General features: G+C 55.5%; 15 protein-coding genes. 6 read left to right on the top strand and 9 right to left on the bottom strand.

The annotated features are described in order from the left end of the window. The first annotated feature begins 79 nt into the window (after nucleotides 1–79). The 3 genes from ABD920_RS15550 (at nucleotide 80) to ABD920_RS15540 (ending at nucleotide 3,737) form a co-directional block, all read left to right on the top strand. Nucleotides 80–1,138 carry a response regulator gene (locus ABD920_RS15550; RefSeq protein WP_345160336.1) on the top strand — a complete coding sequence of 353 codons (1,059 nt, stop codon included), beginning with the start codon at nucleotides 80–82 and terminating at the stop codon, nucleotides 1,136–1,138. A gap of 245 nt (nucleotides 1,139–1,383) precedes the next feature. Next, entirely contained in the window at nucleotides 1,384–2,058 is a 675-nt protein-coding gene (locus tag ABD920_RS15545) for a BON domain-containing protein (RefSeq protein WP_345160335.1), read from the top strand. Nucleotides 2,059–2,099: 41 nt separating this feature from the next. Then, the gene (locus tag ABD920_RS15540; protein ID WP_345160334.1) at nucleotides 2,100–3,737 is read left to right on the top strand and encodes a bifunctional aminoglycoside phosphotransferase/ATP-binding protein; all 1,638 of its coding nucleotides are present in this window, start codon (nucleotides 2,100–2,102) and stop codon (nucleotides 3,735–3,737) included. Nucleotides 3,738–3,788: 51 nt separating this feature from the next. Here the strand turns inward: ABD920_RS15540 and ABD920_RS15535 are convergent, their stop codons facing one another. The 4 genes from ABD920_RS15535 to ABD920_RS15520 all read right to left on the bottom strand — a co-directional run bounded on the left by ABD920_RS15535 (nucleotide 3,789) and on the right by ABD920_RS15520 (nucleotide 8,026). Then, entirely contained in the window at nucleotides 3,789–4,565 is a 777-nt protein-coding gene (locus ABD920_RS15535) for a VIT1/CCC1 transporter family protein (protein WP_345160333.1), read from the bottom strand. 201 nt (nucleotides 4,566–4,766) lie between these two features. Beyond that, nucleotides 4,767–5,867, bottom strand: a complete 1,101-nt coding sequence (locus tag ABD920_RS15530; protein WP_345160332.1) for an SRPBCC family protein — start codon at nucleotides 5,865–5,867, stop codon at nucleotides 4,767–4,769. Between the two features lie 443 nt (nucleotides 5,868–6,310). Next, the gene (locus ABD920_RS15525) at nucleotides 6,311–7,411 is read right to left on the bottom strand and encodes a DUF6544 family protein (RefSeq protein ID WP_345160329.1); all 1,101 of its coding nucleotides are present in this window, start codon (nucleotides 7,409–7,411) and stop codon (nucleotides 6,311–6,313) included. A gap of 96 nt (nucleotides 7,412–7,507) precedes the next feature. Further along, nucleotides 7,508–8,026, bottom strand: a complete 519-nt coding sequence (locus ABD920_RS15520; protein ID WP_345160328.1) for a hypothetical protein — start codon at nucleotides 8,024–8,026, stop codon at nucleotides 7,508–7,510. A gap of 34 nt (nucleotides 8,027–8,060) precedes the next feature. On the opposite strand from ABD920_RS15520, the gene ABD920_RS15515 reads away from it, so the two are divergent. The 3 genes from ABD920_RS15515 to ABD920_RS15505 all read left to right on the top strand — a co-directional run bounded on the left by ABD920_RS15515 (nucleotide 8,061) and on the right by ABD920_RS15505 (nucleotide 12,311). Further along, nucleotides 8,061–9,149 (top strand): AI-2E family transporter, encoded by a 1,089-nt coding sequence (locus ABD920_RS15515; protein WP_345160327.1) that lies wholly within the window; start codon nucleotides 8,061–8,063, stop codon nucleotides 9,147–9,149. A 107-nt stretch (nucleotides 9,150–9,256) separates the two neighbouring features. Beyond that, on the top strand, nucleotides 9,257–10,717 hold the full coding sequence (locus ABD920_RS15510; RefSeq protein ID WP_345160325.1) for an L-lactate permease: 1,461 nt from the start codon (nucleotides 9,257–9,259) through the stop codon (nucleotides 10,715–10,717). Nucleotides 10,718–11,627: 910 nt separating this feature from the next. Beyond that, nucleotides 11,628–12,311, top strand: coding sequence for a phosphatase PAP2 family protein (locus ABD920_RS15505; protein ID WP_345160323.1), 684 nt, complete (start codon nucleotides 11,628–11,630; stop codon nucleotides 12,309–12,311). A 59-nt stretch (nucleotides 12,312–12,370) separates the two neighbouring features. On the opposite strand, the gene ABD920_RS15500 is transcribed toward ABD920_RS15505, so the two are convergent. The 5 genes from ABD920_RS15500 to ABD920_RS15480 all read right to left on the bottom strand — a co-directional run bounded on the left by ABD920_RS15500 (nucleotide 12,371) and on the right by ABD920_RS15480 (nucleotide 21,326). After that, nucleotides 12,371–13,564, bottom strand: coding sequence for an MFS transporter (locus tag ABD920_RS15500; RefSeq protein ID WP_345160321.1), 1,194 nt, complete (start codon nucleotides 13,562–13,564; stop codon nucleotides 12,371–12,373). Nucleotides 13,565–13,705: 141 nt separating this feature from the next. Further along, complete coding sequence (locus ABD920_RS15495) at nucleotides 13,706–14,527, bottom strand: phosphatase PAP2 family protein (protein ID WP_345160319.1); 822 nt, start codon at nucleotides 14,525–14,527, stop codon at nucleotides 13,706–13,708. 115 nt (nucleotides 14,528–14,642) lie between these two features. Further along, nucleotides 14,643–15,776, bottom strand: coding sequence for a VIT1/CCC1 transporter family protein (locus ABD920_RS15490; protein ID WP_345160317.1), 1,134 nt, complete (start codon nucleotides 15,774–15,776; stop codon nucleotides 14,643–14,645). Between the two features lie 32 nt (nucleotides 15,777–15,808). Beyond that, nucleotides 15,809–16,951: an efflux RND transporter periplasmic adaptor subunit gene (locus ABD920_RS15485; protein WP_345160315.1), complete on the bottom strand. Its 1,143-nt coding sequence runs from the start codon at nucleotides 16,949–16,951 to the stop codon at nucleotides 15,809–15,811. 4 nt (nucleotides 16,952–16,955) lie between these two features. Next, nucleotides 16,956–21,326, bottom strand: coding sequence for a CusA/CzcA family heavy metal efflux RND transporter (locus ABD920_RS15480; RefSeq protein WP_345160314.1), 4,371 nt, complete (start codon nucleotides 21,324–21,326; stop codon nucleotides 16,956–16,958).

The following is a 21,326-nucleotide window of genomic DNA, read 5'->3' as shown; positions in this document are numbered from 1 at the left end:
CAGCGTCAACGCCTTCGGCTGGCTACCCACCAATTCTGGCGTTGCACCACGTGGTTGTTTCCACCAAACCTTATCCTCTATGAAAACAGTATTGCTGATCGAAGACAATGAGTTCATTAGGGAGAACATCACTGAAATGCTGGAACTGGCGCATTACCAGGTGTTGTCGGCAGAAAACGGCAAGAAAGGTTTGGAACTGGCCCTTCAGCGAAAACCCGATATTGTGCTGTGCGATGTGATGATGCCCGTGATGGACGGGTACGGCGTGCTGCTTCATTTCAAGGAAAAGCGGGAGTTAGCGGCCATCCCTTTTATTTTCCTGTCGGCGGCCACCGAGCGGACTGATGTGCGGAAAGGCATGGCAAGCGGGGTAGACGGCTACATTACCAAGCCTTTCGGGGAAGACGATTTGATGCAGACCGTTGAAATCCACCTGCAGCGGGCGGACGCACTCAAAAACGAGTGCAGGCAATCGTTTGAGGGGATACAGGAACTGATCAGTACCGCGCGGCAGTATAAGGAACTGGAATACCTGACGCAGGATAAAAAGGTGTACGCATATAAAAAGAAACAAATCCTATACCTGGCAGGCACAGAGCCCACGCGTTTGTTTTTTGTAAGGAGGGGGAAGGTGAAAACGTACCGCTCTAACCAGGACGGCAAAGAATATATCACCGGCATCTACAGAGAAGGCGATTTTTTTGGATACCTGCCCCTGATCGAGGAAACGGAATGCCAGGAAGCCGCCGAAACCATGGAAGATTCTGAGGTTGTGGTTATACCGAAATCGGAGTTCATGGCCCTGCTTTACCAGGACCCCCACATTGCCAAACGGCTGATCAAGATGCTGGCCAGCAGTGTTTCGGAGAAAGAGAAGCTGCTCTCTGGCATGGCCTACAACTCCCTGCGCAAACGCGCGGCCGATTCCCTGCTGTTCCTGCACTCCAAGTACCAGACGCATCACGAACCGCGCCCCTTCATCCAGATCAGCCGCGATGATATAGCCGGCATCGTGGGCTCGTCCACAGAATCGCTGATCCGCACCCTGAGCGACTTTAAAAAGGAGCAACTGATCGACATCGTAGACGGTAAAATCCTGATCAAGGACGAACAGAAGCTGCAGCATATGCCCAACTAAGCGCAACAAGGGAAAGCAAGTTCTAAGACTGACAAGGAAACTCTGCGTCTGTGTGTTGGCTGGAGATATTCCGGTTGCCTCAACTATAATGATTTGCTGATTATTTAGTTGTATGTACTATATATAGCCCGAAAAAGCGCAATATGCCATCCGTTGATCCTGCTAATAGCCTGGCAGCCGCAGATGGCTTTTTTTGAGACGTAAAGAACACTGGCATATATCATTCAATATTTAAAGCTGCAACCATGAGAACAGATGCACAGATTCAACAGGATGTGATGAACCAGCTGAAGTGGAACCCGATGTTAACGGCTTCCGAGATAGGCGTCTCTGTCAACAGCGGCATTGTGACGCTTTCGGGCCAGGTGGATGCTTACTACAAAAAGCTGGAGGCGGAGCAGGAGGCCAAAAAAGTAGCGGGCGTGAAAGCCATTGCCGAGGATATCCACGTGGGTGTTTCCCCCCGCCACAAAAGGACCGACGCCGAAATTGCGGCCGCCGTTTTGAACGCCCTGAAGTGGGACACCTCCATCCCCGAGGATCACATACGCGTGAAAGTGGAGGATGGGGTGGTGACACTGGAAGGGGAGGTGGAGTGGGTGTTTCAGCTTCAGTCGGCGGCAAGGGCGGCCGGGAGGCTGGCGGGCGTGCGGAAAGTCATCAACAGCATCGCTCTTCGCCCGAAAGTGGCTCCCTCCGATCTGAAGCACAAGATCAGCGCCGCTTTTATCCGCAACGCCACCATCGACGCCAGCAGGATACAGGTGGAGGTGACGGGCAGCAAGGTGGTGTTAACGGGGCGGGTGCGCTCCCTGACGGAGAAAGAGGACGCGGAGAAGGCCGCCTGGCTGGCCCCGGGCATCCAGTTTGTGGAAAACAACCTGGAGGTAGAGCACGCACCGGAACCCTCAAAAGCGTAAGTGACAAAGGCGGAGACTTCATATCCTATAGCCTGGGAAAAGTGGATGAGACAGGGAACAAGCACATGGCCACACTGGAAGATTCCACGGAAAGGATGATCGCTTTCCTGCGGCAGCCTTCTGCTTACCCGCACCGCCCCCCCGCAGTAGAAATCAGGCAGACGCACGCATCCGTGCTGGCCATCGCGCCGCCCTATGTGTACAAAGTCAAAAAACACGTCAATTTAGGATTTCTCGATTTTACCCGTCTATCGGAGCGGAAAGAAAACTGCGAGCGGGAACGCCGGCTGAACAGCCGCTTATGCCCTGAATTATATATAGGTGTACTCCCGATCGCCTCAAAAGACAATCGCCTGTTTTTCGGGGCTGAGGGCCGCATTGTAGAGTATGCCCTCCAGATGAGGCAGCTCCCGGAAGGTTTTTTCCTGGACCAGTTGCTGCAGTCCGACCAGGTTACCCCCGCCACGCTAGATCTGATCCTGCAAAAACTGAAGAGGTTTTATGAAGAGCATCCCCCGGCCCCCTCCGTGTCTGCCTACGGCGAGGCTGAGAAAGTGAGGGAGGTCGTGGAGGGGAATTTGATCGCCTTGAAAGAGCACACCGGGGAAATCGTGCAGGAGGCGTCGCTCGAAGCGGTTCAGAATTACTGCGCGCGTTTTTTCGCGGACAACCAGGCACTGTTTGAAAAGCGCGTGCAGGAGCAGAGAATCCGGGATTGCCACGGCGACCTTCACCTGGACCATATCCATATATGGCAGGGCAAGGTATGTATTTACGACTGTATCGAGTTCAACGACCGCTTTCGCTATATAGATGTCGCCTCCGATATGGCTTTCCTGGCGATGGATTTTGATTTTCACGGCAGGCCTGACCTGGCCAGCTATATCACCTCCCGGTTGGCCAGCTTGCTGCACGACCCGGACCTGGCCCTGCTTTCAGACTTTTATAAATGTTACCGGGCCTGCGTACGGGCCAAGGTGGAGTGTATCACATCGCAGGAGCCGGAAGTGCCCGCCATTGAGCGACAGCGCAGCCGGGAAAAGGCCAGGCGTTATGGCAGCCTAGCCTTGCATTACGCCCTTTTCGGCTCACAGCCTGCCGTGCTTGTAGTCTGTGGCAGGAGCGGGAGCGGCAAAAGCACCATCGCCGGCCGCTTAGCCGAGCTGCTCGGATGGGAATATGTGAGCAGCGACATCACCCGGAAAGCCCTGTTCGACATACCCCAGCATCAGCGCAGCAGCCCGGAAATGCGGGCCAACTTATATGCGCAGCAGGTCACGGACCATGTTTACCAGATCCTGCTCAACCAGACACGCTATGCGGTCATGAACCAGCGAAGCATAGTGGTGGATGCTTCCTTTGGCCAGCCCCGGCACCGCGCGCTGTTTGGGCAGGGGCTGTCGCGCGCGCAGGTTCCCTTTCTTTTCATAGAGATGCAGGCATCAGACGAAACCCTCCGGAAGCGGCTGGCCAAGCGCGACAAAAGCAGACAGGTGGTGTCGGATGCGCGCTTTGCGGATTTTGAGCTGCTCAGGCAGCTGTACCACGAGCCGAACGAGGTAGCGCCGGGGCAGCTCTTGAGAATTAATGCCGAAAAAGCTCTAGGCAGGATCGAAAAAGAAATCCTTCAACAGCTCTCCGTGCTGATCGGCAAAAACAGGGAACAGCGGGGCGGATAAGATCGGCGGAAAGCGCGAACGCCTGCCCTTCGCAAACCAGGTAACCGCGGCCTATGCCAGTCCTTCCAGCAGATCGCCGATTAGATAGGCTAAGGCCGCTGCCGCGCCTCCTAATAAAAGGGTTTCAATGCCCGAGCTGTACCAGGGCTTATCCACGAACTTGCTTTTGATGGCTCCGACGGCAAAAAAGGCTATCCCCGTACTGACGCTGCTCCACAGAAACGGGCTCTGGAACTGATGCCCCGACAGGTAATTCCATAAAAACGGGAATACCGGGATGAAGCCGATCAGCAGAAAGGCGGTAAAAGTGGCCAGCGCCGCTTTCCAGGCGACAATGTGCGACGACGGCAGGTCGTACTCCTCCTTCAGCATGGTGTCGGCCCACTGTTTTTTATCGGAAGTGATGATCTCGACGGCGCGTTTCAGGTTCTCCCCCTTAAATCCTTTCTCGGCGTAGATCTGGCGGATCTCCTCTTTCTCGCCTTCCGGGTACAGCTGGATATGCGCCTGCTCTTCGGCGCGGGTTTTCTCGATTAACTGTTTTTCGGTTTGTGCCCCCAGGTAGTTACTGACGGCCATACTGAATCCGTCAGCAAACAGGTTCGCCATGCCCAGGATAATCACGATCCTGGGGGCGAGGTCAGCCCCTTCCACGCCCGAAACCACGGCAAAGGTAGTTACCGCCCCGTCGACGGCCCCATATACGAAATCCTTCAGGTAGCTTTCCCCCGCCTTGTGCCGAAGACGGCTGCTGATCTTGTCCGGGGTGTGCGAGGCCTCTAATTGCTTGCGCATTTCATCGTCGGAGGGAGGAGTGTTAAAAAGCATCAGCTATATATGTTACCTGTCGGAGAATAAATAAAATCATGATAAAATCCCGCGGAGGAGTCGGGTACATATTTAGTACGTGCTGCCATAGAACCGCCGCATATAGGCCTAAGCATCAGCTTCCGTATTCATCAGGACAAGGCACAATATATATAGCAGAAAGCCAGGGAACAAGCCACAATTTCCGTTATATGGGTCTTGTTATCGCATTTGCGCATCCCGCTCAGCCAATTGCCTGATATGCTTTAGCTGCGCCCCCGACATAAAGCCATGCACAGGAGGGTAAACCAGGTGTTCCATCAACCATTCCTCCCAATTGGGCGTCGCTTCCGCCCTTGTTCTGCTTACCAAATGCGTGGCGTCTTCACCGATGGGTTCCAGGATAAAGGCCCAGGTCATTTTGTACGGCCCCCCGAACCGCTGTGTCTCGCCGCCTATCACGAAATGCTTTTTTTCTTCCAGGGCCAGCACCTCAAAAAAGCTGTCCTGGGCAGGGGTGGCGGAGAGCCTGTCACCCACTTTCCTGGTTTCCCAACCCGGCACCAGGTGGTCCACACTGGGCACGCCGCCATGGTCGAGCCTGTCGATGCTGTACCAGCCGGCCCGGTCGCACCCCAACTGCATGAGATAGGGCCAGACTATTTCGGGTGGCGCTTCAATGTTGATGTGGTGCGTGAGGGCATAGGATGCCTGAGGGAGAAGCTCATCGCCGGGCAATGCCCGCACGTCATCGTCCGGGAGGGGGAGTTTCCCGAGCGCGGCAACCAGATGATGCATGCTGGCTTCCCGGATCAGGCGGGAGCCAATGCCGATCAACTGGTAATAGGCATTCAGTTTTTGCCAGCTTACCTCATCGGTGGCGGTCGTGCGCAGCTCCAGGCTGATGGTGCTACCCTTCAGGTAGGGTTCCACGGAGAAGGCCCAGGCCAGCTTGCCATAGCCCGGTGTCTGGAAAGACCTGAAATCCTGCGGCGCGACAGCGGCAAAGGGAATAGTCAGGTGCCAGAACTGACCGACGGATGCCACCACCACCTCCTTGCCGGGAGTCTCATGGACGATCATAAAGCCCTTGCCGCTCTCTGTTACCTGGTCAACGCCCAGCCGCCGGTCAGCCTCGGAGGGCTGGTGTCCGAGCAGGCGTTCGGGCAGTAACCGGATATCAAACAAAAGGCGCACCCACGGGATGGAGGCCATATCGAAGTGGCGCGCGGCCTGCCACGCCATGTCGGGTGGGGCATTTACAAAAACCCGGTGCACCTCGGTATGGCGGGGGTGCGGGAGTTGACCCTGGATGGCTCTCATGATGCTTCAGCTTTTAAAAATCAAACGCGCAGAATTAAAGGATCTTGTCATTTTGTTGCTCCGTTGTGATTAAGCCGGAATCTGGCGAAGCCTTTTTGCTTCCGGCTGACGGCGCCTATAGAATTAGTTGTTTCATATACCGGACGTAAAGCGAGTTTACTTGTCATTTCCATATAGGGTGTGCCTTGCCCTTGCAGGGGTGTTCTGAGGCGGTATAGCTCTGAATATCCGGTGGCCCTTTACAGCTTCTCGTCAAGCAGGGTGAGGACAGCCAGTAGCATTTCAGCCAGTAATGGATATCGTACTAGATACGCGTATGCAGGGGTCTGAGCCAAACAGAAACCGCAAATGCCTGTACTATATAAGATGGGCTATAACTTCGCTCCGTTGCGGGCTGTACAGCAAGTGTGTAACACTTGTCTTTGGCGTCGGAGCGCGGGTTCTCACTCAAACATAGCTGCTCTGTTGTACTGCACCTCCGTCAGTTCCAGTTTCAACCAGGTGAAATCGCCGGTTTTCAGTTTCCAGGTCACTTCATTTTGGTATGGGATCCGGATACCTTCAAACTCCCGGTGGCTTTTGTTTTCGATATGCCATTTTTCAAGGGAGGTTTTACCGTTGAAATCGCCGTAGCGCATGGCCTCAAAACCCGTGACATCCCCTTCCTCGTTGAAAAAGAAATCTCCCGTTGCGGTCACCCCTCTGTACGTCATCGTTGCCCTGGCTGAGCGGGAATCAAGCGGCTCCCATTTTATATAGTCACTGAGTGCCGCCGTGGGAAACCAGCAGGTTTCGCCGAGGAAGCGCAGCAGCGTGCCCTGGTTCATTTGCTCGGTGCCGCCAGCGTGCACCACTTCCTTCAGCGACAACAGCTTGATCAGCATCTCTCCCTGCCCGTTGGCGTACTTGTCCCTGCCCGACAGGAACACGCCTGGCATCGCCTGCACTTTTGTTTGCCAGTTGAAACCCGGTTGGTCCACCACCACATACTGGGTTGCTTCAAAGTCCATCCACCTGCCGCCCGGTTTGGTAAGCATTTCGCCTTTTTGTTTCAGCCGTACCGTGTGGATCAATTCCTTGCCCACAGCGCCGGAGCGCAGCAGCCATTTTTGCACCACCGGCGGTAAAGGCGCTAGCATTTCGGGCGTGACTGTTATCGCATTGCCCTTGTTGACGGCCAATAAAGCCGTTACTTCTTTTGCCACTTTCCTGTCGAACGTCCAGTCGGCAAGGCTTACCAAGCCCACCGCCAATACCAGGCAGTTGGCGATGGTGCCGAAACGGGCATCCTGCCACACCGAAATAATCAACAACTGCGACAGCAGGGCTGCTGGGAAACCGATCAGCCACCATTCTTTTCTCAGCAGGTACAAAGCAGCGGCAACTAAAAAAAGCATAGCCGTGACAAACCAGAGCACGCCCGCAGGCCTGGAAATGCTGTGACTAAGCTGCGTTATGTGGCCATAGCCGAAGGCTTTCGCGAATCCCATCAAATGTATCAGGCCGTGCACCAGCAGAAGCAGAGAAAATAGCGCTCGTATCATCTTTATATAGGGCAGGGATTATATATGGGCACAGATCCTAATTGATAGAATCTTCCGAAGCCATATATGGATTTAACGGGTTTTGATTTATTTGATCTATGCCAGCGTCAGCTTTTCCTTTGCTCTCTTGCTTTCAGTTCGTTTGACTCTATAGCAGCTCCAAGGCAACACCTGCACAGCAGGGCGCAGCACGTGCACAGCAGGCAAACCTGGTCTGCAAATAAAAAGCATATATGGAGTCGCCAAAACAGGCATACCATATATTTGGCTTCCTTCTTTTGCTTGAGAGGGAGCGGCATTTTTACTGTAGCTATGGAAAGAAGTTTTTAGGGTGTGGTAATATGCAGGCAAGCACCTATAAATTCTCACAAAGTGCGGCGGCATGCTACCCTGCCATTTAGCTAAAAGGGGATCAGGATGCTGCATGGTGGGTGATACATGACCGATATCATTGTGAATACCTGCAGACAATCCTAACTTAAATCCTGAATCCAGTGTAACCTTAAAGGGGGAGGCAGAAAGAGGGATAGGAATGACAGGCGCGGCGCCGCTATAGCCTGGCAAGACAAAGGCCGGTGCGCGGGGACCGTCATAGCGGTGGAGACTTTTCCCCAACAAAACGTGAGTGTTATTCTTAAGCCATCGTTGTATGCTGCCAGCACCATCTGCCCACAAACCCGACTACCTGCGGATCCTGCTATATATCCTGGTGATCGGTGTGTTATTGTACCTGGGGCAGTCGTTGCTGGTGCCCTTGAGTTTTTCGCTGCTGCTGAGTTTCGTGCTCTACCCGGTTTGCCGTTGGCTCGAAAGCCGGAAAATGCCGCGCCCCCTGGCGATTGCCCTGGCCCTGCTGCTGGTGCTGCTGGCGGTGGGGGGGCTTGTTCTTTTGCTGGTGCAGCAGTTCATCCAGTTCTCAGAGGAGTGGCCTTCGCTGCGGGGAAAAATCACGGGGCTGGGAGACCAGCTGAGCCATTATTTGTTTTCACGCTTTAACCTGCCGCTCCGGACGCAGGCTCTTTGGCTGGAGAGAATGCTGCTGAGCGGTGTGCAGCAGTTGTTGCCGCTGGCCCGCCAGTTGGTCTATAGCTCAGCGGTAGGCCTGGTTTTACTCATCCTCATTCCATTCTACAGCGCCCTGATCCTCTATTACCGCGAGCAGTTCGCCAATGCGCTGTTCCAGCTTTTCCCCGGGACGGATGCAGCCAAAATGAAGCTCATCCTGCGGCAGACGATCAACACGTTTTATGAGTTCATCAAGGGGATGGCGCTGGTATACCTCATCGTGGGCGTGCTGAATGTGGCCGGACTGCTGGTTTTAGGGATACCGCATGCGCTGCTTTTCGGCATCGTGGCTTCCCTGCTCACCTTTATCCCGTACGTGGGCATTACGCTGGGATCGCTGCTGCCCATCACCATGGCCTGGCTCACCTACGACTCCGTCTGGTACCCCCTCGGCGTGGTAGCGGTGTTCACGCTGGTGCAGTACCTGGAGGCTAACGTGATCTTTCCGGTAGCCGTGAGTTACCGGCTGCAGGTGAACACGCTCTTCATGATCCTGGCCATTATCACGGGGGGTATTGTCTGGGGGGCCGCCGGCATGATCCTGTTTGTGCCATTCCTGGCGATCCTGAAACTGGTGGCCGACCAGGTCGAAGGCTGGCAACCCCTCGGGCGGATGCTAGGAATCGGCACCCGCAGCGATACGGCAGGCCGCCGCAAGCCCGAATCTCATTGATATATTAAGCTAACCTGAACCAGGGTAAATCCGTCGGGCGGTGCTACCTTCCTGTTCGTGTGCGTAATTTAAACCTGACGCTATCCAACGTATCAAAAAAAGTGAACATGAATTACCTGCTCTCGCTGCTGCCCATCTTCATTCTGGTGACTGTCTCATTAACGAAAGGGGTGAAGCCGGCGGTGATGGTGGGGTGGCTTGTCACGACACTTCTCTTCTTTTACTGGGGGGCGGGTGTCGCGCATTACCTGGGGGCACTGGGAGTGTCGCTGCTTACGTCTGTGAATATTCTGCTGATTGTGCTCGGCGCGGTTTTCCTCTATAACATCATGTCGCACACGGGGCTGATAGAGCAGATTACGCACTCCCTGGATAAGCTGCACCCATCCAGGGAACTGCGTTTTTTTCTGCTTGCCCTTGGCTTAACGGCTTTTTTTGAGGGAGTGGCGGGTTTTGGAACACCCGGGGCTATCGTGCCGCTGATCCTGATGGCGATGGGGTTCGAAGCGGTGCTATCGGTGTCGGTGGTGTTGCTGTTTGACGGCTTGTTTGCCTTGTTCGGCGCGGTGGGCACGCCTGTGCTTATAGGATTGGCTTTGCCGCTCCGCCTGTCAGCCGGGGAAGTGAGGGAAATAGGCTTCATCGCCGCCTTGCTGGTGAGTATGGCCGGCTTCGTGGTGCTGTGGTTCGTTTTCCGGCTGGTAAACAGGCAGCATGGCCCGCTGGAGAACCGGAAACAGGTGTTGGTGCTGTATGCTTTTTTCATAGTGCCTTACTGTGCCCTGGCCTGGCTGGCCCCCGAGCTTGCCACTGTTTTCGGTGCCCTGGCGATGCTGGGGCTGTCTGTGCTCTACCTGAGGCAGAAGGGCTCCCGGATAAACCTGTGGCCCTGGCTACCCTACGTGGTGCTGGCTGTGCTGTTGCTCCTGCCGAAGCTGCTGGCCCCTCTGCGGGAGTGGATTGGCTGGGAGCTGACTTTCGGTGACATGTTCGGGTCCGGGATCCGGGCAAGCATCAAGCCGCTGCAGTCGCCTTTTCTTCCGTTCGTGGTGGTGGGCCTGGGGGTGGCTTATTTCAGGAAAAGCCGTTCGCTCTACCTGAAAGAGCCGCTCAAAAAAGTGGGCAGCGTGTTTGTCGTGCTTTTCCCCTCTGTTGCCATCGCACAGCTGATGATTTACTCGGGCGTCGGGCAGCCCTCCATGGTGGGGTATATAGCCGGGCTGCTTAGCATGATGGGGCAAACTTATACGCTGTTTGCTTCTTTCATCGGGGTGATCGGCGCTTTTATTACAGGCAGCACTACAATTTCCAATGTTGTTTTCGGGGCTTCGCAGCAACAGGCCGCCATGTCGTTAGGCATAGATGCGGAAATAGTGCTGGCCCTGCAGCTGGCTGGTGCCTCGCTGGGGAATGCCATCTGCCTGTACAATATAATTGCGGCGGCCTCTGTCGCCAACATCCGGAACTACAAGGATATATTTGCTAACAACATCCTGCCCACCCTGCTGGCGGCACTGCTGGTAGGGCTGCTCGCGATGGCCTGGCTGCTGGTAAGTGCCTGGCAGTAACTTGCGTTCTGTTTATATATACCCTAAACACTTTCGCTGCACCTTTAATGCGTGGCTCCACAGGCATCGCACGAAATCTATACCACTTTCCCGGGTATAGCGTCTTTCCGGCTTTTGGAGAGGCGGCCCCGGGTTTCGGAGTAGGGACTATGCTATAGAAGCAAAGAGCCGCTATGCTCTTTATAAGCAAGAAAGATTTGAAATCTTGAGCTACGCAATTATGTCGTGTAACTGAAGCTGGCCAGGGGGACAGATTCTGCGACATTGGGTAAATCGATACATATACTCTAGGTTACACCCAAGCGAATCGGCTGTTTCGAACATACTATCGACCAGGCTTTTGCGTTTATTCCTTAAATCCCCAATATAGATAACACGCCTACATTTTATTTGAACAAAAAACCTGCGCTAAAGAACAGGAAAACCGTCTCTGGCGAATTTCGTGCGGAACGGGTCTTTTGTTTAGAGGTTGCTTTCAGGTTCGATCCTTGTTTTCCCGCTTGTTCTTAAAAGGAGCCTAAGGCCGGATATAGGTACTGCCTGATTGTCTTTCGCTGTACTGACTGGAGCAACCTCTGCTGCAGCAGCCTATATACAGGTTGGGCAAAGTTATCCGCTTATATACGGAGCACGGAGTAGGAAGCCCTTTTTTTCGGTTCAAATAAGGTAAACATCACTAATAAATGAGTTGCATATGCCCTTTGCGATGCCGAGTGCACCTACTAAAACCAGGCGTTATGGCCTGAAGCTGTGGGTACTTTTACTGCCCCTTTTTATCTATAATCCGCTACAGGCGCAAAAAGCATACCTCTCAGCTGACGCGCCTGTCAGAAACCACTTCCTGCAGGCTTTCCCTCCTCCGGATGCGTCCAAACACCCCATTTTATTTAAAAAAACTACGTTTTCGCCTTTGGCCAAGGGAGCAGCGCTGGTAGTGGTGGGAGCAGGCGTCTGGACGGCTACGTTTGCCCTCGCCGATGAGCCCCTGCAGCAGTACACTCAAAGCCACCGTACGTCCCTCGCCGATAACGTCGCGGGTTTTGTGGAGCCACTGGGGCGCCAGGCCTATATGGCCCCTCTTGCCGGGGCGGCCTTTGCGGGCGGACTGCTGTTGAAGGACGCTCAACTGCAGAAGGCGGGGCTGGTGTCGTTGGGCAGTGTGCTGGCCAGCGCCGTGGTGACGGGCATGCTGAAGAACCAGTTTCGCCGGCACCGGCCCAGCGAGACAACGGAGAATCATATTTTTGATGGCCCGGTACTGGAGACGGACAACACCTCGCTTCCTTCCTCCCATACCGCGACGGCGTTTGCGTTGGCAACCTCTGTCGCGACTGTGTATGGGGATGAGCACAGGTTGGTTCCCCCGATCGCCTATGGTGTCGCGACGCTGGTGGGCCTGTCGCGCATCAACGACAACGCGCACTGGGCTACCGATGTGATGGCGGGCGCCCTGGTGGGATACCTTTCTGCGAAAGGAACCAACTATCTGTATGATATGGTCAACCAGAAACTCAGGATTCGCAGGCAGCGGCTCCTGATCACGCCCCAGCCCGGTTTCAAGTCAGCGGGAGTAAGCGCGACGCTGGTTTTTTAGGTATATATCCTTAATCCATTTATCCAAAGCAGCAGGCATCCTGAAAGTGGTCAGCGCGATCAGGCGCTTTTCTGAACAGGGGCGCTTGAAGTAATCGCCAGGTACACGATTACGGCCAGGGCAACTGTTCCGGAAACCAGAAAGGTGACTGCCGCCCCATATAGTTGCCAGAGCAGGCCTGCCAGGGCAGAGGCCACCAGGGCGGCGATGCTTTCGAAGGCAGTGTAGGTTCCGATGGCGGTGGCGGTGTTTTCAGAGGCGCAGATATTCGTGATCCATGCTTTGGATATGCCTTCTGTGGCAGCAGCATAAAGACCATATATAAAAATGAGCGGCAGGTACACCCAACGCTCCAGGCCAGCTGCCATTCCAAAGTACACCAGCACAAACAAGCCAAGCCCTGACAGGTAAACACGCTTCAGCCCCCATTTATCGGCAAGCATGCCCATCGGGTAGGAGCTCAGCGCATAGACCAGGTTATAGAGGATATACAGCCCGATCAGGTGCGTGTCGTCCAGGCCTACTTCTTTCATCCGCAGCAGCAGAAAAAAGTCGCTGCTGTTGAACAGCGCGAAAAGCAGCAGCCCTGTCAGCAGGCGCCTGTACCCCGACGGGCTTTCTTTCCAGTAGCGCAAAAACGCAAAGAAGTTGTACCTGCTTTCCCTTACCGTTGCCAGGACAGGCTTGCGCTTCTCCCGCAGGAGGTAAAGCAGCGCTACCGCCGCCAGGCCAGGCAAGAAGGCAAAATAGAAAAGGGGCCTGTAGTGCCCCGGATAAAGGTAGAGGTATACCAGGGCGATGCCTGGCCCGATGCAGGCACCCAGCGTATCCATTCCGCGGTGGAAGCCAAATACCCTGCCTTTGGTTTGCGGGGTGGCCTCCTCAGAGAGCATAGTGTCACGGGCACCGGTACGGAGCCCTTTGCCAAAGCGGTCGAGTGTGCGGGCACCGAACACCCAGAGCGGAACAATGGAAACCGCTAGCAGGGGCTTGGACAATGCCGCCAAAAGATAGCCCCAGCGGATGAAGGGAAGCCGCAGCCCCGTTTGGTCGGAGAGCCTGCCGAAGTATCCTTTGCTGAGGCCTGCCGTCCCCTGTGCCACGCCTTCCAGCACCCCGATCAGCAACATCGAAAAGCCGATGTGCCGCAGGTAGATGGGAAGCACAGGGTAAAGCATCTCGCTGGCCACATCGGCGAAGAGGCTGACAAGTGAGAGCACCCATACGGTGCGGCTAAGCAATTTGCGTTTCATGGTGTGCAGGCGCGGGCTATATATAGCAGTAGAGGTTCCGGAGCATCCTTCTCCCTCAGCACAGATCAACCCGGTTCATATACTGCCGAAAATGTCTGCTGGCATTGCTTTGCCAGGTTTCTTTCCCAGCGTTTCCTGTTTTCAGAAAGAATGAGCTGCTGTGGCAGGCTGCTGTGTGTGGTCTAACTCATCAAGGTGAATGAAAAGTGCCAGACCGGCTGCGTTAGGGCTGTATGTAGGCACCAGGGTAAATGGCTTGCGCCCCCATCGGTTTCGGTGAGACAGGTACGCCAGGTGAGAAGAAAGTATCCCGATTCCCGCGCCCACAAACACATCCGATTGCCAGTGCTTGTTCTTCAGCATCCTGATGGCACCTACGCTTGTGGCAATTCCGTACGCCCCGACCCCGTACCACTGGCTCCTGTGCCGCAGTTCCGTGTGCACAATGGAGGCGGCCAGGAAAGCCTGGGCTGTGTGCCCGGAAGGCATGGCCTTGGTGTCTTCCCCGTTGGGCCGCTCCAATTTTGTTGCCTCCTTCAACCCGAATACCAGGGCCGCCATCACCGCTTCTGCTTTCAGGGTGACAAGGGTGGTGTTGATCAGGTCGTTGTTTGATTTTACGTTTACCAGGTTGGCGATCGCCAGTTCCAAATAGGGCGCCACAAGCAAAGGGTCATCGGCCCAGGTATCGAAATTAGGTTGCTTTCGCAGGATGTCCTCCCGCAGGTCGTAGCTGGAGTAAATGCCGTTGCCCCGGATAGTGCTGACGCCGTAACCGATGAGAACAACCGGGACAATGGTGGCTTTGAAAAGCTTGGATTTGTAAAAGGGCACCCGCAGCGAAGTGTCTGCCGGAGGGCGCTGGTACTTTTTTAGCGTGTCTGTTTCCTGTGCCAGCAGGTGCTGGCTCGTCATGGCCAGGAACAGTACCGAGGTAAGCCAGAAGTTGAAGGCCTTTTTCATTGTGTCAGATGGTAAGAGCAGTTCGTTTAAAGTGAGGAGCATATGCTTTCATAATCGGCAGCCAGCGAAGCGGTTCACTCCCTGGTGCAACCTGGGGCGGTGTATTATCAGGGGATCAACCCGAAAGGCTAACTCCGATAAGCTTTCCGATACCATAAGTAACAGCCGCAGCAGCTAGCCCGAAGAGCACCTGCCGGAAGCCGGAATACCAGACGCTTTTGCCGGTAAAAAGGGTGATGGCGGCACCAATGAGGAACAGGCCTGCCGTACTGAATGCAAGGCTCTGGAAAATGGCCTGGTAGCCGGAAGCATAGAAGAATGGAATGACAGGTAGGATTGCCCCGACAGCAAACAGCAGGAAAGAAGCAATGGCCGCCTCCCAGGCCGAACCTTTCAGTTCCTCCGTGTTGATGCCCAGTTCTTCCTTCACCAGTATCTCATGCGCGTGCTCGGTGTCCTGTATGGCAGTGGCCGCCATCTGCCGCGCCTGTGCTTCGGGTATCCCCTTGGCGATGTAAATGAGCGCGAGTTCGCGCATTTCGCCTTCCGGGTTTGTCTCGATCTCCAGCATTTCCAGCGCCATCTGCCGCTCGTACAGTTCCTGTGAGCTCTTCACGGAGATCCACTCGCCCAGCGCCATCGACAGGGCGCCCGCCAGCAAACCGGCCATACCTGCCAGCAGCACGCCGCTGCCTGCGTCGGTGGCGCCGGCCACGCCCATCACCAGGCTCATGTTTGAAACCAGCCCGTCGTTGGCACCGAGCACGGCAGCCCGGAGCGCGTTACCGCCGATGGACCTGTGCTTTCCCTCAATACGGGAGATATGCTCACCGGAGACCTTGCTCTTGTTGTTGAGCAGCGTCTGCAGTATTTTCACGTGGTTGGCCTCGTCGCCGGAAATGGGTATATGGCTTTTCTCCTTTTGGGATAGCTGCGCGGCGCTTATGCTTTTCTCGGTGTCCATCATCACCCCGATCACATACCCGTAGCCTAATATCCTCCCGATGCGGTCCAGCACACGGGCACGCCAGGAGGGAGGAGGCAGCGTGATGGCCACACCGTCCCGTGCCAGCTTTTCCTGCATTTTGATTGCATGTTCCCGCTCTATCGCGCCGAGTTCCCGGAACATACCGGCTATGGCCGGCACTTCCTCCGCAGCGGCAATACGGTCGTACAGGAAAGCGGCGTCTACCTCTGTCTGTAAACCGGCTGTGTATTTCCTGTGCTGTACGGAGTCTATGGCGGCCATCTGTTATATGTCGTGTAAAGTAATCAGCTCATTTACTCTTCTTCCTTGTTTTTCAGCTTCATCAGCAGGGCATAGGCTCCCCTGGTGACATAGGTCTGGCTTTCGGGCTGTAGCGCGGCGCTCGGCAGCAGGGCAGTATAGCCTTGCTCTGAGTTACCGGTCTGTGCTTCCACCATCTCAAAAATGCTGCTGTCCCGCACCGCGAAAACGTACTGCTTGTTGCCGTAGCGTACAATGGCGTCTTCGGGCAAGGTATAGGCTTCCTTGCTCTGAACTTCGATCTCTGCATTCATGAACATGCCGGGCACCAGCGAGGCGTCCTCCTTCTCCAGGTGGCAGTGTACTTCCACGGCACGGTCGTCGGCTACATCCTTGCCTATATAGATGATTTTAGCAGGATACTTCTTCTCCGGCTGATTCGCCCGATGCGCCAGTACCTGCTGCCCGATCTCGAGTTTATCCAGGTCCTTCTCGAACACCGTGAGCATGAGGTGCAGGTCCCGTGGGTCCACGAGTTCAAACAGCACATCCGTCGGCACGACATACTTGCCAATGTTCACGTTCACCTTCGTCACATAGCCATCGATAGGGGAGTAGAGGCGCATGGTGCGGGTGAGCGTGCTTTCCGTGAGCCGGTTGGGGTTGACGCCGACCATGCGCAGTTTCTCTCCCAGTGCCTTCAGGAGCACCTGCTGGCTTTTGTAGTCTGCCTGGGTCTGCTGGAAGATCTTGTCGCTGCTGGCCTTGCTTTGGTTAAGATCACGCTGCCGGCTAAAATCCTGTTCCAGGTAAGCCAAGCGGGCTTGCGCTGTCAGGTAATCCTGCTGCAGCTGGATATAGGTCTGGTCTTCCAGCTCGGCCATCAGCTGGCCTTTTTTCAGGTGCATGCCGGGGAGCAGGGTGGTTTCTTTCAGGTAGCCGCCCAATGGTACGCTGACGGATACCACGTTTTGTGGCGGTGCTTCCATGACGCCGTTTACCTGCAGTACCGTGGAGATGGTTTTGCGTTCCGGCTTGCCTGTCTCTACGCTGGCATTTTCCATCTGCGCCGGCGTGAGTTGTACCAGGTTGGTTTCCTGCGGCTTTTCTGCGACGGTTGATTCGGCTGGTTGCTCGCTGCTGCAGCCATAAAGCAGGCCAGCAGCGAGAAAGTATAGATAGAGTGGCTTTTTCATGGGATTATCTTTTTCCGGTCAGGGCGTTGATCTCGAATATGCTCTGGTTATAGCTTCTGACAGCGTCGAGGTAGCTGGTCTGGAGGGTGATGGCCTGGTTGGTGAGCAGCACCCACTCCAGGTAGTCGATCTCACCACCCCGGAACTGCTCATCGGCTGTCCGGAGGATGGACTCGGCATTGGGCAGGGCCGTTTTCTCGAAGTAGGAGATACTTTCTGCTGCCAGCTGGTACTGCTCCAGCGCCTTTCGCAGTTGCGTTTCCAGTGTCAGCTTGCCGGCGTTGTAGCTGTTGCGGGCGGCCTGCTCCTGTATCCGGGCTGCCTGTATGCGGGACTTCTGCGCGCCAAAGAACAAGGGCACGCCTATACCCAGCTGCACGGCCGAAAAGCGGTCGGACCCGGTAAAGTTCTTTTCCACGCCATCTACATTCTGAAGCCCTTTTATGCTTTGGTTGTTGTAGCCTGCCTGCAGGTCGGGGAACAGCCTCGACTGTTCCACCTTGGTCCTCGCCTGGCTTACTTCCTGTTGTTGCTGCAATAGTTCCAGGTACGGATGAGTGTCCCTCATTGCGGTGTCGCCGGTTGCAGGCAGCACCATTTTTAAAGGATGTGCGGCGGGTATAAAAACGGTGTCGGTGTTGAGCAGGAGCTGGAACTGTTGCTGCAGCCCGGTTATATCCTGTTGCAGATGCTTCAGTTGCAGGCTTACTTGTCCGCGTTGGGTCTGGGCCGTATTTCTCTCCAGGATGTTACTGGCGCCTTTCTCAAAGCGCAATTCGGCATTGCGCAGGAAGGTGGCGTACAGGCTGTCGGTACGGAGCAGCAGTTTCTGTTTTTCGCGGGTATACAGCATGTCGTAGTATACCTGCGTTACCTGCCATTGCAGTTCAAATGCTGTCAGCTCCGATTGCAATATACCCTGCTGCCACTCGTGCCTGAGCAGTTGCTTCCGTTGCGCGTACACCGTCGGGAAACTGATGCTTTGCGACACACTGAAGCGGGTATCCTTGTATGCCGTATTGATCTGTCCGTACTCGCCGGATACTGTGGTTTGTGGTATATCCCAGCCGGTTCCCTGCAGTTTCTGCAGCGAAGCAGCCTGCAGGCGCTCGTTCTGCAGCGAGGGGTTCTGGTGAAGTGCCTTTGCGATCGCTTTTTCCAATGTGATAGGCTGCTGGGCTGACGCCAGGTTCGGGAGCAGGAGCAGGAGTATGATGCCGACTGTAGTCGCCACCGGTTTGTTTGGTTCCTTGTCATGATGCGCGGCTTTCTCAAAAAGGATGTACAGCGAGGGCAGCACAAACAGGGTAAGAAACGTGGCTACGATCAAACCACCGATCACCACCGTGGCCAGCGGCCGCTGTACTTCGGCCCCGGCCCCCATACTTAAAGCCATCGGAAGAAAGCCCATACTGGCCACACTCGCCGTCATCAGAACCGGCCGTAACCTTGACTTAGTACCTTCCAGCACGATTTCCTGCAGCGTAAGCCCGCCGGCCAGGCGAAGCCTGTTAAACTCAGCGATCATCACAATGCCATTCAATACAGCCACCCCGAACAGGGCAATAAAACCCACGCCAGCCGAAATACTGAAGGGCATGTCCCGGAGCCACAGGGCAAAAATACCGCCGATGGCTGACAAAGGTATAGCGGAATAGATGAGCAAACCGTAGCGCACCGAGCGGAAGGCAAAGTAGAGCAGCAGGAAAATAAGTGCCAATGAAATCGGTACGGCCACGGTCAGGCGCTTGCGGGCGGCTTCCAGGTTCTCAAATTCGCCGCCGTATACCACGTAGTAGCCGGGTGGCAGCGTCAGCTGTTGCTGTACCTTTTGCTGCAGCTCATCCACGATGCTCTGCACATCGCGGCCACGCACGTTAAAGCCCACCATAATGCGGCGCTTGGCGTCCTCGCGCTGTATCTGGTAGGGGCCTTCCTGCAGTTGCACATCTGCCAGCAGGTAGAGCGGCACCTGCTGCCCGGAAGGCGTCGGCACGAGCAGGTTCTGCACGTCGTTCAGGTTCTGGCGCAGTTCACCCTGCAGTCGCACGACCAGGTCAAAGCGCCGTTCTCCTTCAAACACCAGCCCGCTGCTCACGCCGGCAAAAGCGGCATTTACGGTCCGGTTGATGTCGGCGATGTTGGAGCCGTGTTGGGCAATGGCGGCATGGTTATACCGGATCACGATCTGCGGCATACCTGTCACTGTCTCCACGTACAGGTCGGTAGCGCCTTCTACCGTAGTGGCCAGCTCGCCTAAGCGGCTGGCGTAGCGGGCCAGCGTATCCAGGTCCTCCCCGAATATCTTACAGACCACATCCTGGCGGGCGCCCGTCATCAGTTCGTTAAAGCGCATCTGCACCGGGTACTGGAAACCAGCTGTTATACCGGGTACTTCCTGTATGGCGTGGCCCATTTTCTCGGCCAGTTCATCAAACGAGGTGGCTGAAGTCCATTCGGCTTTGGGCTTCAGGATCACCATCATGTCACTGGCTTCGATCGGCATCGGGTCGGTCGGTATTTCGCCGGAGCCGATCTTGGTCACCACTTTCTCTACTTCCGGAAAACGATCGAGCAGTATACCCGAGGCCTGTTGCGTCGCTTTGATCGTGGTGTTCAGGTTGCTGCCCGTCAGTACGCGTGTATCCACGGCAAAGTCGCCTTCCTCCAGCGCAGGTATAAACTCACCGCCCAGCGACATCAGCACCAGCACCGCCCCGGCAAACAGCAGCACCGCCCCGGCAATCACCATTTTGGGAAACTCGATCACGCGGCGCAAACGCTTCTGGTAGAAGTTCTCAATCCGGGCCATCATTTTGTCAGAGAACGTGTCCTTGTGGCTGATCTTCTTGCTCAGGAACAGCGCGCTCATCATCGGCACGTAGGTCAGCGACAGGATAGCAGCCCCGATCAGGGCGAAGGAAACAGTTTGTGCCATCGGCCGGAACATTTTGCCTTCTATACCTACCAGCGCCATGATCGGCAGGTATACGATCAGGATGATGATCTGCCCGAAGATGGCGCTGTTCATCATGCGGCTGGCCGATTGCTGCACGGTATCGTCCATCTCGGGCTGAGACAGGCGGGTAGTGGTGGCGAATCGCTTGTTAAAGTGAAAGGTATGGAGCACCGCCTCCACAATGATCACGGCACCGTCCACGATCAGGCCGAAGTCCAGCGCACCCAGGCTCATCAGGTTGCCGCTCACGCCAAACGTATTCATCATGGTCACGGCAAAGAGCATGGAAAGCGGAATGACCGACGCCACGATCAGGCCCGCCCGCAGATTCCCCAGGAACAGCACCAACACAAAAACCACGATCAGGGCGCCTTCCAGCAGGTTTTTCTCTACCGTGCTGATGGCGTTATTCACCATCTTGGTCCTGTCCAGGAACGGCTCGATCACCACGCCTTCGGGCAGCGACTCGCGTATCTGGTCAATGCGCTCTTTTACGTTTTTGATCACTTCATTGCTGTTGGCGCCCTTCAGCATCATCACCACGGCACCGGCCACTTCGCCCTGGTCGTTGTAGGTCATGGCGCCGAAGCGGGTGGCATGCCCATAGCCAACCTCCGCTACATCGCGCAGGTATAAGGGCGTGCCGCTCTCGGTGTTCTTAACGGCAATACCCCGGATGTCCTCCAAGCTACCCAGCAGGCCCTCGCTGCGGATAAAGAGCACGGCGTCGCCTTTGTCAATGTAGGAGCCGCCGGTGTTCTGGTTGTTATTCTCCAGCGCCGTGAACACATCCGAGATCGTAAGGCCATAGGATTTGAGCCGGGAAGGGTCGATCGCAATTTCATACTGCTTCAGATAGCCTCCGAAGCTGCTCACATCAGCCACACCGGGCACACCCAGCAGTTGCCGCCGCACGATCCAGTCCTGGATCGTGCGGAGCTCCATGGCATCGTACTTGCCTTCGTAGCCTTTTTCGGGCCGCACCACATACTGGTAAATTTCCCCCAGGCCGGTGGTAACAGGTCCCAGCTCCGGCGTGCCCACGCCTGCCGGAATCTGCTGCTGCACCGTCTGCAGCCGCTCCGCCACCTGTTGGCGGGCCCAGTATACATCCACTCCATCCTCAAACACAATGGTGACCAGCGAAAGGCCGAAACGCGAGAAACTGCGGATCTCCTTTATGCCGGGAATGTTGCTGTTCGCCTGCTCGACCGGAAAGGTAACGAGTCGCTCAATGTCCGGTGCGCCCAGCGAGGGCGCCACCGTGATCACCTGCACCTGGTTGTTGGTGATGTCGGGCACCGCATCGATCGGCAGCCGCATGAGGTTGTAAATGCCCATCACGATCAGACCGATCACGAAAAGCCCGATGATGAGCTTGTTATTTATGGAGAAAGATATGATCCTGTTCAGCAT

Origin of the sequence: Pontibacter saemangeumensis, from assembly GCF_039541895.1 — a bacterium.
In the GTDB taxonomy this organism is placed as follows: domain Bacteria; phylum Bacteroidota; class Bacteroidia; order Cytophagales; family Hymenobacteraceae; genus Pontibacter; species Pontibacter saemangeumensis.
The sequence above is the reverse complement of the archived record's forward strand: the minus strand, read 5'-3'. Positions and strand labels throughout refer to the sequence as shown.